Source organism: Actinomycetospora sp. NBRC 106378 (assembly GCF_030269685.1).
Classification (GTDB): Bacteria; Actinomycetota; Actinomycetes; order Mycobacteriales; family Pseudonocardiaceae; genus Actinomycetospora.
In genome coordinates this window covers 245,824-258,819 of record NZ_BSTT01000005.1, presented here as the reverse complement: position 1 = coordinate 258,819, position 12,996 = coordinate 245,824, and the positions used below count along the sequence as shown (strand labels likewise).

Genomic DNA, 12,996 nt, shown 5'->3' with positions numbered 1-12,996 from the left:
CCAGCGCACTGTTCCCCTCTCACGTGCCCGGGGACCCGCACGCGCGGGCCTCGAGGCAGGAGGACACGACGATGACGTCACCTGCACAGCTGCCCAAGCGCGTCCGCATCCACCACCTGCAGCAGTGGAAGGACGCCGGTGAGCGGTGGCCGATGCTCACCGCCTACGACTTCCCGACGGCGAGGGTGTTCGACGAGGCGGGCATCCCCGTCCTGCTCGTCGGCGACTCGGCCGCCAACAACGTGCTCGGCTACGACTCGACCGTCCCGGTCTCGGTCGACGAGCTCCTCATGCTGACCAAGGCCGTCGTGCGCGGGGCCTCGCGCTCGCTGATCGTCGCCGACCTGCCCTTCGGCTCCTACCAGGTCTCCCCCGCCCAGGCGCTGGAGACCGCGGTCCGGTTCATGAAGGAGGGCGGCGCGGCGGCGGTCAAGCTCGAGGGCGGCGCGCACTACGCCCCGCAGATCCGGGCACTGGTCGACGCCGGCATCCCGGTCATGGCCCACCTCGGCTTCACCCCGCAGAGCGAGCACGCCCTCGGCGGGTTCCGGGTGCAGGGCCGCGGAGCGGGCGCGGACAAGCTGGTCGCCGACGCCCTCGCGGTCCAGGAGGCCGGCGCGTTCGCGACCGTGCTCGAGATGGTGCCCGCCGACGTCGCGAAGAAGGTGACCGGCGAGCTGCGCATCCCCACCGTCGGGATCGGGGCGGGCCCCGACTGCGACGCCCAGGTGCTCGTGTGGCCCGACATGGCGGGCCTGAACACCGGTCGCGTGCCCCGCTTCGTGAAGCGCTACGCCGATCTCGCCGGCGCCCTCGGCGGGGCGGCCGAGCAGTTCTCCCGCGAGGTGCGCGAGGGCGTCTACCCGGCGGAGGAGCACTCCTTCAGGTGAGCTGCGCTCAGGTGAGCACTTTTCCGTGCCAGGACACGGATTAGTGCTCACCTGGCGGGTACGCCACTTCGTGGCAGACACCGACACCATCCGCTCCGAGTTCGACGACGCCGTGAACATGTCGCCGAAGGAGCTCGACGACTGGCTCGACACCGACGAGTCGCAGTCGGTGGGCAACTCCTCGGGCGACGAGGAGTCCACCGGCCACTCCATGGGCCGCCGGATCGTGGAGATCCAGCGCAAGAAGGTCGGCGACCTCGACGACGACGACGTCGCGGCCATGAAGAAGGTGAACGGGTACGTGGCCCGGCACCTGAAGCAGAAGCCGTCGAAGGAGGACGTCGAGACCTCCGCGTGGCGCTACTCGCTGATGAACTGGGGCCACGACCCCCTGAAGTGAGCCTTCAGTCCCCCAGGCCGCGCAGCTTCGGAAGCAGGTCCTCGGCGACCTGCTCCAGGAAGCGGGGCTGGTCGTCGCCCGGCCCGTGCAGCACCAGGTGGTTGAGCCCGGCCTCGACGTAGGGGCGGACCATCTCCACCGCCTCGTCGGGGTCGGAGGTGACGATCCAGCGCTTCGCGACCTGCTCGATGGGGAGCTCGTCGGCGAGCTGCTCCATCTCCTGGGCGGTGGTCACCGACTGCTTCTGCTCGGCGGTGAGCGACAGCGGCGCCCAGAAGCGGGTGTTCTCCAACGCGCGGTCCGCGTCCCGGTCGTAGGAGATCTTGATCTCGATCATCCGGTCGACCCCGTCGATGCCCGGGGTGCCCGCCTTCTCGCGGCCTTCGGCGAGGGCCGGCATGAGCTTGTCGGTGTAGAGCTCCATGCCCTTGCCCGACGTACAGATCATCCCGTCGCCCGCCCGGCCCGCGAAGCGCGCCATCTGCGGCCCGCCGGCGGCGACGAAGATCGGGACCGGCTGCTCCGGGCGGTCGTAGATCGAGGCGTCGACGGTGGTGTAGTACTCGCCCTCGAAGTTCACCGTCTCCTCGGTCCACAGCGCCCGGATGAGGCGCACGGACTCCCGCAGCCGGGCGAACCGCTCCTTGAACTCGGGCCACTCCCGCCCGGAGACCGCGACCTCGTTGAGGGCCTCGCCGGTGCCGGCGCCGAGGATGACGCGGTTCCCGGTGAGCAGGGCCATCGTCGCGAACGTCTGCGCGATGACCGCCGGGTTGTAGCGGAAGGTGGGGGTGAGCACGCTGGTGCCGAGCTGCACCCGGGAGGTGCGCTCGCCCGCGGCGGCCATCCACGTCAGCGCGGACGGCGCGTGGCCGCCCTCGTGCCGCCACGGCAGGAAGTGGTCCGAGACCCAGGCGCTGTCGAGACCCGCCTGCTCCGCGAGGACGGCGTACTCCACCAGGTCCCGCGGACCGAACTGCTCGGCGGACGCCTTGTATCCGATCTTCACCGTCACGGTCGCGAGCGTAGTCGTCCGCCCCGACCGCCTCAGGAGATCAGCGCGGCGAACTCCCGGTGCAGCGCGGCGACCGCGTCGTCGGCCGCGGGCACCACGCCCGTGAACCCGAGGAAGCCGTGCACCGACGTCGGGTGCTCCCGCAGCCGCGCGTCGACCCCCGCGGCCGTCAGGGCCTCGGCGAACGCCCGTCCCGCGTCGCGCAGCGGGTCCAGCCCCGCCGTCGCGACGATCGTGGGGCCGAGCCCCGTGAGGTCCGCCCGCAGCGGGGAGAGGCGGATGTCACCCCGGGGGCTCGCCGACCCGAGGTAGAGCCGCGAGCACGCGACGACGTCACCCGCCGTCAGGAAGAGGCCCTCGCCGTTCTCGCGGACCGACGGGTAGCGACCCTCGAAGTCCGGCGGCGGGTAGACGAGCAGGGTCCCGACGACGGGTTCGCGCCGGTCGCGGCGCGCGAGCGCCGCCCCCGCGACGAGGTTGGCGCCCGCCGAGTCGCCGACGAGGGCGACCCGGGCCGGGTCGGCGTCCCACTCCCCCGCGTGGTCGACGGCCCAGGCGAGGCCGGCGAGGACGTCGTGCAGCGGTGCCGGGAAGCGGTGCTCGGGCGCGAGGCGGTAGTCGACGGCGGCCACGACGGCGCCGGTGTCGTCGGCGAGTCGCTGCGCGATCGGGTCGTAGACCTCGCCCCCGCCGAGCACCCAGCCACCGCCGTGGGCGTGGACGACGAGGGTCGCGGTGGTCCGCTCGGCGGGGTGGTGCAGCCGCACCGGCACCGGTCCGTCGTCGCGGACCTCCGGGGCAGCACGCGCCGGCCGGACCGTCTCGCGGAGCAGGGCGGCGTAACGCTCGCGGGCCGCCTCGATGCCCTCGGGGGTGTCAGTGCCCTCGAACATGGCGGGCTCACCGCGCTCGGACCAGCGGGCGAGGAGGGCTGCGACGTCCGGGTCCGCTGCGGTCACGCGGGCACCCTAGGTCGGGGGTCCGCCGTTGCCGAATCGAGACCTGACCGGCGAGCAACGCGGCCCGGGGTACGACGTCTGTGGGCATGCCGGGCTCGATCGATCACGAACGGGCCCGGTGCACCGCCCCTTGTGTCTTGGCCCGCCCGCCCTCGATCTGTGAAGGACCCTGCGCTCCCGATGGCTCTGCCCTGGCCCCAGAACACCCCGACCCTGCCCCGGATCGCTGCCGTCGGCACCACCACCGAACGGTCCCGGGCCACGCGACTCGATCTCAGCCGCGTCCGCGCGGTCGTCACCTCGCCGGTGACCGCCCTCGTCGTCATGGTGCTCGGCCTCGTCGGCCTGTTCGCCGTGCCGATGGTGGGCCTGCCGTTCGTGGCGCTCGTCGTGCTGCCGGTGGTCGTCCACCAGCTGCGCGCCGAGCAGCGGGCGAACCTGCGCCGGTCGCGCCGCCTCGGACGCTGATCCGCACACCACCGCCCCCGGTCCACGCGTGGGACCGGGGGCGGTGGTGTGTCCGGGGTCAGTACGAGCTCGACCCCACCGCGGCGACGCCGATGAAGACGAAGAGCAGCACGATGAAGAGCACGAACAGGCCGATGAAGATGTAGCCGATGATCAGGCCGGCCAGCGCCAGCCCGTCGCCGCCCTCGCCGCGCTCCCGGATCTGCCGACGGGCGATGTGCCCGCAGATCACCCCGCCGATCGCGGTGATGCCGAAGACGAACGCCAGCAGTGAGAGCACGAGCGACGCGATCGCCAGCCCGTTCGTCGGCGTCGGGGCCGGGTAGCCGTAGCCGGCCTGGGCCGGGTAGCCGCCGGACTGGGGATAGGCGGGCTGCCCGTACCCGGTCTGACCGGGGTCGACCTGTCCGTAGCCCTGCTGGCCGTAGCCGGTCTGCCCGTAGCCCTGCTGTCCGTAGCCCTGCTGGCCGTAGCCGGTCTGGGACGGCTGCTCGGACGACGGCGGGCCGTAGCCGCTCGATCCGGCGTCCTGGGTGCCCCCGCCCGACGGTGCCGCGGTCGGCTGGGAGGACGGCCCGTCGTAGGCCGTGGGCGGCGGGTAGCCGGTGCCGCTCGATCCGGCCTGTTCCCCCTGCGGACGGGCGAACGGGTCGGCGTCCTGCGGTTCGCGATTCGGCTCGCTCATGTTCCCGTCCCGAGTGGTGCGTGGGCCGCCTCGGGCCCGGCGTGAGGCGGCATCCTCGCAGATCGCGGGCCCTCGGACCCGGCGAAACGGACGGGAGACGCTTTCTCGCGCCTTCGGTGGGTCGTTCGCGAGCGGTACACCGGGCAGGGCCCGACGCTCCGGAATCCGCGCCCTGTCCCCCTCGTGGACCGGGCGCCCGGTTCAGGAGCTCGTCGAGCCCCCGGGGGTACTCGGCTTCTCCGGCGACGGCTTCTCCGGGGACGGCTTGTCGGGCGAGGGCTCCGACGGCTTCTCCGGCGACGGATCCGACTTCGGCGTCGAGGACCCGGTCTTCGACGGCGAGGACGGCTGCGAGGACGGCGCCGAGGACGGCGGGGTGCTCGACGGCGGCTCGCTCTTCGGCGGGGTCGTCGTGGGCGCGCTGCTCGACGGCGGGGTGGAGCTCGACGGCGGGGTGGAGCTCGACGGCGGGGTGGAGCTCGACGGCGAGCTCGAGCCCCCGTGGTGGCGGCCGCCCGACCAGCCCCCGGACCCGCGGGACCCGCCGTCCGACATCCCGCCCGGGGCGGGTGCTGCGGCGCGTCCCCCGGCCGGGGCCGCGGCGCGCGAGGCGTCGGGCAGGTCGCCCGGCCCGGCCAGCGGCCCCTGCGAGGACCGCAGTGCCACCTCCTGCGAGGACGGCGACGACGACAGCACCGGCGGTGTGCCCGGTCCGGCCGACAGTGCCCCGAGGTCGGTGATCGCGGGTGCGGCCGGGGCGACGGGAGCCACCGGACCCTGCGGGGTGGGCGTCGCCGTCCCGCCGAGGAAGGCGCTCAGGCCGCTCGTCATCGCGAGGGACGTGGAAGTGCCGGTGACCGTCTGGAAGACGGCCGTGCTGACCGCGGCGGCGCCCATGAGCGACACCCCGGCCACGGCGAGCCGCCGACGCCTGGCCGCGACGGCCTCGGCGGACGACGCGGACGCGTCCCGGGGCGCACTGGCGCTCGTCCCGACGACCCGCGGTCCCCCGCCTCCGAAGAGTGCGGGCACGCCCTGCACCGACGCCGTGCTCGGGTCCACCGTCCGTCCTCCGTCCTCTCGGGTCTCTCGGTCCACCTGCCGCGTCCGGACGTCTGCCCTCGTCCGGATGCCGCGTCGACAAGTCAAACGGATGGACCATGTAGTCGTCCTTCTGACGATCAGGCGGGATGTCATGCGTCCGTGTGGGCCCCGGTGTCACTCCACGGAGTGGGGGGCCGACACCGCGTCGACCTGCAGCGACGTCGCCCGGCCGCGGGCGGGCGACCGCTCGTCGTGTCACCGTTCGGAGCCGCGGAGGCGTTCCGATCGCTCGGTCTCCCCCGATCGGCCCTACGATCCCGCCGTGTCCAGCGCCCGTACCCCCGTCCCGGCCGGCGAGCCCGACCACACCCCGACGGTGCTCGACGCCGCGCTCAGGGAGGCCGGGTCGGTGCTCGCCCGGGTCTCCTCGGCGGCCGAGAACGTGTGGGACCGCCTCTGGGAGGGCCACCTCGCGGACACCACCCGTCGGCCGCGCACGGCGCTCACGGGCGGCCGCGGCTGGACCCTCCACCGCTACACCGCCATCCCGGACACACCGGTCGTCGGGAACCCGGTGCTCCTGATCCCGCCGCTGGGGGCTCCGGACCTGGCGTTCGACCTGCGCCGTGGGAACAGCCTCGTGGAGTTCCTGCTCGAGCACGGTCGGACCGTGTACATCGTCACCTACGACGCCGCGTTCTGGCGGGGCCGGCGACGGGGCCTCGAGACCTGGGTGGACGACGTGCTGCCCGCCGCGATCGAGGCGGCGCACGACGACGCGGGGGACGCCGGCGACCTGCACCTGGCCGGGTGGAGCCTCGGTGGTCTGTTCGTGCTGCTCACCCTGGCCGCGCACGACCTCCCCGTGGCCTCCGGCACGGCCTTCGCGGCGCCGGTCGACGTGGACAAGGTGCCGATCGTGGCGCCGTTCCGGTCGATCGCGGAGTACACCGGCGGCGCCATCTTCACGACGGCCTACCGGGTCCTCGGCGGCTTCCCGGCCCCGGCCGTGCGGGCGGCGTTCCAGCTCGTGAGCGCGGACCGCTACATCACCAAGCCGATCACCGTGCTGACCCACCTCGACGACCGCGACCTCCTCGAGCAGATGGAGGCGGTCGACGTGCTGATGCACAACATGGTCGCCTACCCCGGGCGGGCGTTCGGGCAGGTGTTCCACCACGTCATCCGCGGCAACGAGATCGCCCGGGACACCGTCCACGTCGGCGGACGGCGGGTGCGGCTGGCCGACGTGGAGGACCCGATCCTGCTCATCGCGGGCGCCGACGACGGGATCGCGCCGGTGGACAGCGTGCGCAAGGGCGTCGAGCTCCTGACGAAGGCCGCCGACCTGCGCTTCGAGGTCGAGCCCGGCGGGCACCTCGGGGTGCTCACCGGGCGTCGGGCGAAGACCCACACCTGGCCGCTCTTCCTCGACTTCATCACCGACCACGACGCGTAGAACCACACGGATGTGATTCGGCGCCCGGGGTGTCCGACCGGCGCTCGAACGGGTGTCGTACGGTCACCGCGGCCCTGCTCCCCCGTGGAAGGACACCCCAGCGTGGCCGTCACCCTCAAGGCAGCACTGCTCGACTCCGACAAGCGCGGCTTCGTGGTCACCGACCTCGAGACGCTCGTCGACGACGAGGTCAAGGACAAGAGCGGCCTGTCCGGCGGCGTGATCAAGACCGGGTACGCCGCCGTCAAGAAGATCAAGCCGGGCATCATCTGGGGCGTCATCGACACGCTCCTCGACGAGTTCGTCGAGGCGCTCGAGCCGCACTGGATGGCCTACAACGCCTCGCCGACCGGCGACTTCGGCGCCTACCTCGCCGCGCACCCGCAGCCGGTGTCCGAGGCCCTGCTCTCGGTCACCGACCGGCGCGCGGAGAAGTCGAACCGCGCGGCCATCACGTCGGTCTACTCCAAGCTCCGGGGCAAGGCCCAGGAGAACGTCATCGAGGCGCTGCCGCGTCTCGGCGCCGTGGTGGAGAAGCACGCCGCGGTGTGAGCTCCGCTCAGGTGAGCACTAATCCGTGCCCGAACACGGATTAGTGCTCACCTGGCTACGCCACCTGGTGCGGCAGCCGCCGGATCGACCCCGGACCGCGCAGGTCGGCCAGCGTCGGGTAGCCGTCGACGGCCATGACGAGGTCGGTCTCGGCGAGCACCGAGCGCAGGTGGTGCACCACCCCGTCCTCGCCGCCCAGCGCCAGCGCGTAGGCGTACGGCCGGCCGAGCCCGACCGCCGTCGCCCCCAGCGCCAGCGCCTTCGCGACGTCGGCCCCGCTGCGCACGCCGGAGTCGAACAGCACCGGCACCTCCCCGGCCGCCGCGACGACGTCGGGCAGCGTCTCCAGCGCCGGGAGCCCGCCGTTGGCCTGCCGGCCGCCGTGGTTGGAGCAGTAGAGGCCGTCGACGCCGAGCTCGACCGCACGTCGGGCGTCGTCGGGGTGGCTGATCCCCTTGAGCAGGATCGGCAGGTCGGTGGCCTCGCGCATCCACGCCAGGTCGTCCCAGCCGACGCTGTGCCCGAACATCCGCGACCACAGCCCGATCGCGGCGCGTGGGTTCTCCTCCGGCGCGTCGGTGAGCAGGGCGCGGAACGCCGGGTCGGAGAAGTAGTTGGCCAGGCAGTGGCCGCGCAGCTGCGGGAAGTTCGCGGTGTTCAGGTCCCGCGGCCGCCAGCCGGTCACCCACGTGTCGAGGGTGACGACGATGCCGCGGAAGCCCGCCTTGTCCGCGCGCTGGATGAGCGAGACGGCGACGTCGCGGTCCTTCGGCGTGTAGAGCTGGAAGAAGCCGGGGGTGTCCCCGAGGGCCTCGGCGACGTCCTCGAGCGGGTCGTTGGTCAAGGTGGACATCACCATCGGGACGCCGGTGCGGGCGCAGGCCCGGGCGACGGCGAGGTCGCCGTGGAAGTCCTGGGAGCAGAGGCCGATCACGCCCACGGGGGCGCAGAACAGCGGCGTCGGGAGGTCGACCCCGCAGAACGACGTGCTGAGGTCGCGCTCGTAGGCGCCCCGCATCATGCGGGGCACGATCCCCCACCAGCCGAAGGCCTCGGCGTTGCCGCGCTGGGTGCGCTCGTCCCCGGACCCGCCGGCGACGTAGTTCAGGATCCAGTCGGGCAGCGAGGCGCCCGCGGCCGCCTCCAACGACGCGAAGTCGACCGGCCAGCGCGGCAGCACCCCCTGGAGGCCGGCGCCGTAGATCTCCAGCTGGTAGTCCCCGTACTGAGCCACACCCCAGATGCCACCACGGCGCGGGCCGCGCCACCACCCGTCCTACGGTGGGGTCGTGGACCTCGTCTCCCGTCTGCGCGCGGCCGGGTGCGTGTTCGCCGAGGAGGAGGCGGAACTCCTCGCCGACGCGGACGACGAACAGATCGCCCGCCGCGTCGCCGGGGAGCCGCTCGAGCACGTCCTGGGCTGGGCGGCGTTCCGCGGGCTGCGGGTCGTCGTGGCGCCGGGGGTGTTCGTGCCGCGGCACCGCAGCGAGCTGCTGGTCGACCTGGCCGCGGCGCGGGTGCGGCCGGGCGCCGTCGTCGTGGACCTGTGCTGCGGGTCGGGGGCGCTCGGGGCGGCCGTCGCCGCCGGCCCCCTCCCCCGTGACAGGAAAGCGTCGTTGCTGTCGCCCGGTGACAGCAACGACGCTTTCCTGCCACCCGTCGAGCTCCACGCCGTCGACCTCGACCCGGCGGCCGTCGCGTGCGCCCGCCGCAACGTCCCGGGCGCGGTGTACGAGGGCGACCTCGACGCCCCTCTCCCGACGTCGTTGCGCGGTCGCGTCGACGTCCTGCTCGCCTCCCCGCCGTACGTCCCGACCGACGAGATCGCCCGCATGCCCCCCGAGGCCCGGGAGCACGAGCCGCGGCCCACGCTGGACGGTGGCCCCGACGGTCTCGCCCTCGCCCGTCGGATCGCCGCCCTCGCCCCCGGCTGGCTCGCCCCGACCGGCGCGCTCCTCGTGGAGTGCGCCACTCACCAGGGGCCGGACCTCGCCGCCGCCGTGCGCGCCGCCGGGCTGGCGGCCACCGTGCACACCGACGACGACGCGACCACCGTGGAGGGCCGATGGCCGACCCGCTGACCGTGCTGACCCGTCGCCGGGAGACGCAGCGCAGCGGAGCTCGACCCGAGGAACGGGAGACGCAGCGCAGCGGAGCTCGACCCGGGAAGCGTCGGGAAGGATTCCCTGACGACGGGGCGCAGGTCGCGTTGGTCGTCGAGGGCGGCGGGAGCCGCGCGACGTACTCGGCGGGCATGGCCGCGGCGCTGGAGGACCAGGGGTTCGGCGGGTGCTTCGACGCCGTGTACGGGGTGTCGGCGGGCTCGCTGAACGCGGCGTGGTTCACGGCCGGGATGGCGCGCGCGGCGATGGCACCGTGGGTGGACCGGTCGGTGATGCGCGGGACGATCAGCCCGACGCGCATGCTGCGCGGCGGCCCCGTCGTCGACCTCGCGCACCTGGTCGAGCAGGTCTACGTCCACGAGTTCCCGATGCCGTTCGACCGGGTGCTCGCCGGCCCCTTCCACCCGATGGCCACCGACGCGACCACCGGGGTCTCCACCGATCTGCGTCCGCTGCTCACCGGCCCCGAGGACGTCCCGCGGGCCCTCCGCGCGAGCTCCACGCTCCCGGTCCTGGCCGGGCTGCCCGAGACTCTCCGCGGCCGACGCTTCGTCGACGGCGGCCTCTCCGAACCCGTGGCGGCCCACACCGCGCTGGCGGCGGGGATCACGCACCTGGTCGTCCTGCGGACCCACGCCGCCGAGCACGTCCCGGCCGAGCCGCCGAGCGTCGTGGACGCCATCGTGCGGCGGTGGCTGCGTCGGCACGCCCCGGGGGTCGTCGGACCGTGGCGGGACCGCGTGGCGGAGGCGGCGCGCACCGAGGCGGTCCTCGACGGGCTCGGTGACCGGGTCCGGCAGTTCCGCCCGCCCGGGGACGCACCGGCGGTCTCGCGCACGTCGACCGACCTCGGTCTGCTGGGTGAGGCGCTGGAGGTGGGCTACGCCCAGGTGAGCACTAATCCGTGCTCAGGGACGGATTAGTGCTCACCAGGCGCAGCCACAACGCCCGTTCCGTCGGCGAGTCCGGCTCCACGGTGTAGACGACGAGGCGCTGCTCGAGGTCGTGCGGCACCGACACCGCCTCGATCCCGAACTCGAGCCGCCCCGCCGTCGGGTGGTCGATCAGCTTGGCCACCGAGGTCCGGTCGGCCACCCCGCGGTCGTCCCACCACCGGGCGACGTCCGGGTCGGCGGCCCGCAGCTCGTCGACGAGGGCCAGCAGCCGCCGGTCGCGCGGGTGCCGCCCGACCTCGTAGCGCAGCGCCCCCACCGCCGCCGCTGCGAAGTCCGCCCAGTTCACGATCCGCGCGCGGGCCCCGGCGTCGAGGAAGAGCCACCGCACGAAGGAGTCCCCCGGCGCCAGGTCCGCGCCGATGACCGGGGCCAGCAGCGGCCCGGCCGCGAGGACCTCGCCCCGCCGTCCGAGCAGCAGGGTCGGTACGTGCCCGAGGGTGGTCATCAGGCGCAGCAGCCCGGGATCGGGACGCTGCGGCGCCTCCCAGCCGGGGTCCCGACGGCGGGTCGGCGCGGCCAGGTCACGCAGGTGCGCCCGCTCGACGTCGTCCAGGCGCAGCGCCCGGGCGAGGGCCTCGACGACGTCGTCGGTCAGGGTGCGCTGCCGGCCCTGCTCGAGGCGGCTGTAGTGGTCGGCGCTCAGTCCGACCAGGACGGCGAGCTCCTCCTTGCGCAGCCCGGGGACGCGGCGCGGGCCGGGGAACGGCGTGATCCCGGCCTGGGCGGGGGTGAGCCGGTCGCGGCGCGACCGCAGGAAGGCACCGAGCTCGGAGGGCACGGCACCGACCCTACGGAGCCCTCCCCCGCCGGACATGGTCATCACGTGCCCTGGCTCCGTCCCGACGGCGGGTGTGGTCTCGATGCCATGACACGCCACGCCCTGGTCACCGGTTCCACCAGCGGGATCGGTGCCGCCACCGCCCGCGCCCTGAGCGCCGCCGGCCTCCGGGTCCTCGTCACCGGCCGCGACAAGACCCGCGGCGACGCCCTCGCCGCCGAGTTGGGCACGACCTTCCTGCCCTCCGACCTCACCGGCTCGCCCGACGAACTCCGCGCCTTCGCCGCCGCCGCGACCGACGCCCTCGACGGGCACGTCGACGTGCTGGTCCACAACGCCGCGCTCTGCCCGCCGGTCGACACCCCGTCGCTGTCCGACGCCGACCTCGAGGCCACCCTCGCGGTCAACGTCCGCGCCCCGCACGTGCTCACCGCCGCGCTCGCCCCGGCGATGGCGGAGCGCGGCGAGGGCGCGATCGTGGTGATCGGCTCGTGGATGGCGCACGTCGGGCACCCGTTCGTCGGGCTGTACTCCGCCACGAAGGCCACCGAGCTCCAGCTCGCGCGCAGCTGGGCCGCCGAGTTCGGGCCCCGCGGGGTGCGGGTCAACGCCGTGTCGCCGGGCGCCACGCGGACGCCGATCAACGACGCCGACGACGCGGTGGTCGCCGCGATGACCGCCCGGACGCCCGCCGGTCGGCCCGGCCGCCCCCACGAGATCGCGGACGCCGTGACGTGGGTGCTCTCCGACGCCGCGGGTTACCTGCACGGCGCGGAGATCGCCGTCGACGGCGGGATCACCTCCACGAGCCTCGGCTGACGGCAGGAGTGACCCGACCCGCCGTCGGGAACGCCCCGCCCATGCGTCCCCTCGCCTTCGTCACCGGCGGTTCGTCCGGCATCGGCTTCGAACTCGCCCAGCAGCTCGCGCAGCACGGCCACGACGTGGTGATCTCCGGGCGCGCCGACCGCGTGCACGAGTCGGCGGCCGCGCTGCGCGGGCACGGCGGCGAGGCGTGGGGGGTCCAGGTCGACCTGGGCACGTACGAGGGCGTCGAGGAGTTCTGGTCGTTCGTCGCCGGCCTGGAGCGCGCGGTCGAGGTCGCGTGCCTCAACGTCGGGATCGGGATCGGCGGCGCGTTCGCCGACACCGACCTGGACGCCGAGCTCGAGCTCCTCGCGATCAACGTGACCGGGACGGTGCACCTGGCCAAGCGCGTGGTGCACGCGATGCTCGCCGAGAACCGCGGCCGCATCCTGCTCACCTCGTCGATCTCCGCGCTGCAGCCGACGCCCTACGAGACGGTGTACGGGCCGAGCAAGGCGTTCGGCTTCTCCTTCGCCGAGTCGCTGCGCGAGGAGCTGCGTGAGTCCGGGATCAGCGTCACCGCGCTGCTGCCCGGCGCGACGAACAGCGAGTTCCACCACTCGGCCGGGATGGACGACACCGTCTTCGGCGACGACTCGTGGAAGAACGACCAGGCCGAGGTCGCCCGCCAGGGCTACGAGGCGCTGATGCGCGGCGACGACCACGTCATCGGCGGCGACGACGCCACCCGGCAGCAGGTCGAGGACAACCGCAAGCTCAGCGAGGTCCAGAAGGCCGAGAAGCACGCGGCGATGGCCCGTCCTTCCTGACGACGCCGGCTCGAGACGTCTTGCATGGGG

The 12,996-nt window shown here is 73.9% G+C and carries 15 protein-coding genes; 9 read left to right on the top strand and 6 right to left on the bottom strand.

Annotation, left to right across the window (positions count from 1 at the left end; genetic code table 11):
* Positions 1-71: 71 nt before the first annotated feature.
* Both panB and QSK00_RS14500 read left to right on the top strand, forming a co-directional pair.
* Positions 72-890: a 3-methyl-2-oxobutanoate hydroxymethyltransferase gene (gene panB / locus QSK00_RS14505; protein ID WP_285591774.1), complete on the top strand. Its 819-nt coding sequence runs from the start codon at positions 72-74 to the stop codon at positions 888-890.
* Between the two features lie 70 nt (positions 891-960).
* Positions 961-1,290, top strand: a complete 330-nt coding sequence (locus tag QSK00_RS14500) for a DUF3140 domain-containing protein (protein ID WP_285591772.1) — start codon at positions 961-963, stop codon at positions 1,288-1,290.
* A gap of 4 nt (positions 1,291-1,294) precedes the next feature.
* On the opposite strand, the gene fgd is transcribed toward QSK00_RS14500, so the two are convergent.
* Both fgd and QSK00_RS14490 read right to left on the bottom strand, forming a co-directional pair.
* On the bottom strand, positions 1,295-2,305 hold the full coding sequence (fgd, locus tag QSK00_RS14495; protein WP_285591770.1) for a glucose-6-phosphate dehydrogenase (coenzyme-F420): 1,011 nt from the start codon (positions 2,303-2,305) through the stop codon (positions 1,295-1,297).
* 32 nt (positions 2,306-2,337) lie between these two features.
* Positions 2,338-3,264, bottom strand: coding sequence for an alpha/beta hydrolase (locus tag QSK00_RS14490; protein WP_285591769.1), 927 nt, complete (start codon positions 3,262-3,264; stop codon positions 2,338-2,340).
* Between the two features lie 180 nt (positions 3,265-3,444).
* On the opposite strand from QSK00_RS14490, the gene QSK00_RS14485 reads away from it, so the two are divergent.
* Positions 3,445-3,732, top strand: a complete 288-nt coding sequence (locus QSK00_RS14485) for a hypothetical protein (RefSeq protein WP_285591768.1) — start codon at positions 3,445-3,447, stop codon at positions 3,730-3,732.
* Positions 3,733-3,790: 58 nt separating this feature from the next.
* On the opposite strand, the gene QSK00_RS14480 is transcribed toward QSK00_RS14485, so the two are convergent.
* Both QSK00_RS14480 and QSK00_RS14475 read right to left on the bottom strand, forming a co-directional pair.
* Positions 3,791-4,417: a DUF4190 domain-containing protein gene (locus QSK00_RS14480; RefSeq protein ID WP_285591767.1), complete on the bottom strand. Its 627-nt coding sequence runs from the start codon at positions 4,415-4,417 to the stop codon at positions 3,791-3,793.
* 201 nt (positions 4,418-4,618) lie between these two features.
* Entirely contained in the window at positions 4,619-5,479 is an 861-nt protein-coding gene (locus QSK00_RS14475) for a hypothetical protein (RefSeq protein WP_285591766.1), read from the bottom strand.
* Positions 5,480-5,783: 304 nt separating this feature from the next.
* Between QSK00_RS14475 and QSK00_RS14470 the strand changes: the two genes are divergently transcribed.
* Positions 5,784-6,920, top strand: coding sequence for a polyhydroxyalkanoate synthase family protein (locus QSK00_RS14470; protein WP_285591765.1), 1,137 nt, complete (start codon positions 5,784-5,786; stop codon positions 6,918-6,920).
* 102 nt (positions 6,921-7,022) lie between these two features.
* Entirely contained in the window at positions 7,023-7,472 is a 450-nt protein-coding gene (locus tag QSK00_RS14465) for a DUF6918 family protein (protein WP_285591764.1), read from the top strand.
* Between the two features lie 55 nt (positions 7,473-7,527).
* On the opposite strand, the gene QSK00_RS14460 is transcribed toward QSK00_RS14465, so the two are convergent.
* A complete protein-coding gene (locus QSK00_RS14460; RefSeq protein ID WP_285591763.1) occupies positions 7,528-8,706 on the bottom strand; it encodes an alpha-hydroxy-acid oxidizing protein in 1,179 nt (392 codons plus the stop codon).
* A gap of 7 nt (positions 8,707-8,713) precedes the next feature.
* Between QSK00_RS14460 and QSK00_RS14455 the strand changes: the two genes are divergently transcribed.
* Positions 8,714-9,553 (top strand): putative protein N(5)-glutamine methyltransferase, encoded by an 840-nt coding sequence (locus QSK00_RS14455; RefSeq protein ID WP_285591762.1) that lies wholly within the window; start codon positions 8,714-8,716, stop codon positions 9,551-9,553.
* Entirely contained in the window at positions 9,538-10,518 is a 981-nt protein-coding gene (locus tag QSK00_RS14450) for a patatin-like phospholipase family protein (RefSeq protein WP_285591761.1), read from the top strand. The genes QSK00_RS14455 and QSK00_RS14450 overlap by 16 nt, the downstream gene beginning before the upstream one ends.
* Here the strand turns inward: QSK00_RS14450 and QSK00_RS14445 are convergent.
* Positions 10,493-11,329 (bottom strand): helix-turn-helix transcriptional regulator, encoded by an 837-nt coding sequence (locus tag QSK00_RS14445; protein ID WP_285591760.1) that lies wholly within the window; start codon positions 11,327-11,329, stop codon positions 10,493-10,495. The two genes, QSK00_RS14450 and QSK00_RS14445, sit on opposite strands and share 26 nt — an antisense overlap.
* A gap of 87 nt (positions 11,330-11,416) precedes the next feature.
* Between QSK00_RS14445 and QSK00_RS14440 the strand changes: the two genes are divergently transcribed.
* Both QSK00_RS14440 and QSK00_RS14435 read left to right on the top strand, forming a co-directional pair.
* Positions 11,417-12,148: an SDR family NAD(P)-dependent oxidoreductase gene (locus QSK00_RS14440; RefSeq protein ID WP_285591758.1), complete on the top strand. Its 732-nt coding sequence runs from the start codon at positions 11,417-11,419 to the stop codon at positions 12,146-12,148.
* A 41-nt stretch (positions 12,149-12,189) separates the two neighbouring features.
* A complete protein-coding gene (locus tag QSK00_RS14435) occupies positions 12,190-12,966 on the top strand; it encodes an SDR family NAD(P)-dependent oxidoreductase (protein ID WP_285591757.1) in 777 nt (258 codons plus the stop codon).
* Positions 12,967-12,996: the final 30 nt, after the last annotated feature.

Bases quoted from the DNA above. Each gene is read 5' to 3' on its own strand.
- QSK00_RS14480 (WP_285591767.1), bottom strand. From the start codon at position 4,417: ATGAGCGAGCCGAATCGCGAACCGCAGGACGCCGACCCGTTCGCCCGT.
- panB (WP_285591774.1), top strand. From the start codon at position 72: ATGACGTCACCTGCACAGCTGCCCAAGCGCGTCCGCATCCACCACCTG.
- QSK00_RS14455 (WP_285591762.1), top strand. From the start codon at position 8,714: ATGCCACCACGGCGCGGGCCGCGCCACCACCCGTCCTACGGTGGGGTC.
- QSK00_RS14440 (WP_285591758.1), top strand. From the start codon at position 11,417: ATGACACGCCACGCCCTGGTCACCGGTTCCACCAGCGGGATCGGTGCC.
- QSK00_RS14450 (WP_285591761.1), top strand. From the start codon at position 9,538: ATGGCCGACCCGCTGACCGTGCTGACCCGTCGCCGGGAGACGCAGCGC.
- QSK00_RS14435 (WP_285591757.1), top strand. From the start codon at position 12,190: ATGCGTCCCCTCGCCTTCGTCACCGGCGGTTCGTCCGGCATCGGCTTC.
- QSK00_RS14485 (WP_285591768.1), top strand. From the start codon at position 3,445: ATGGCTCTGCCCTGGCCCCAGAACACCCCGACCCTGCCCCGGATCGCT.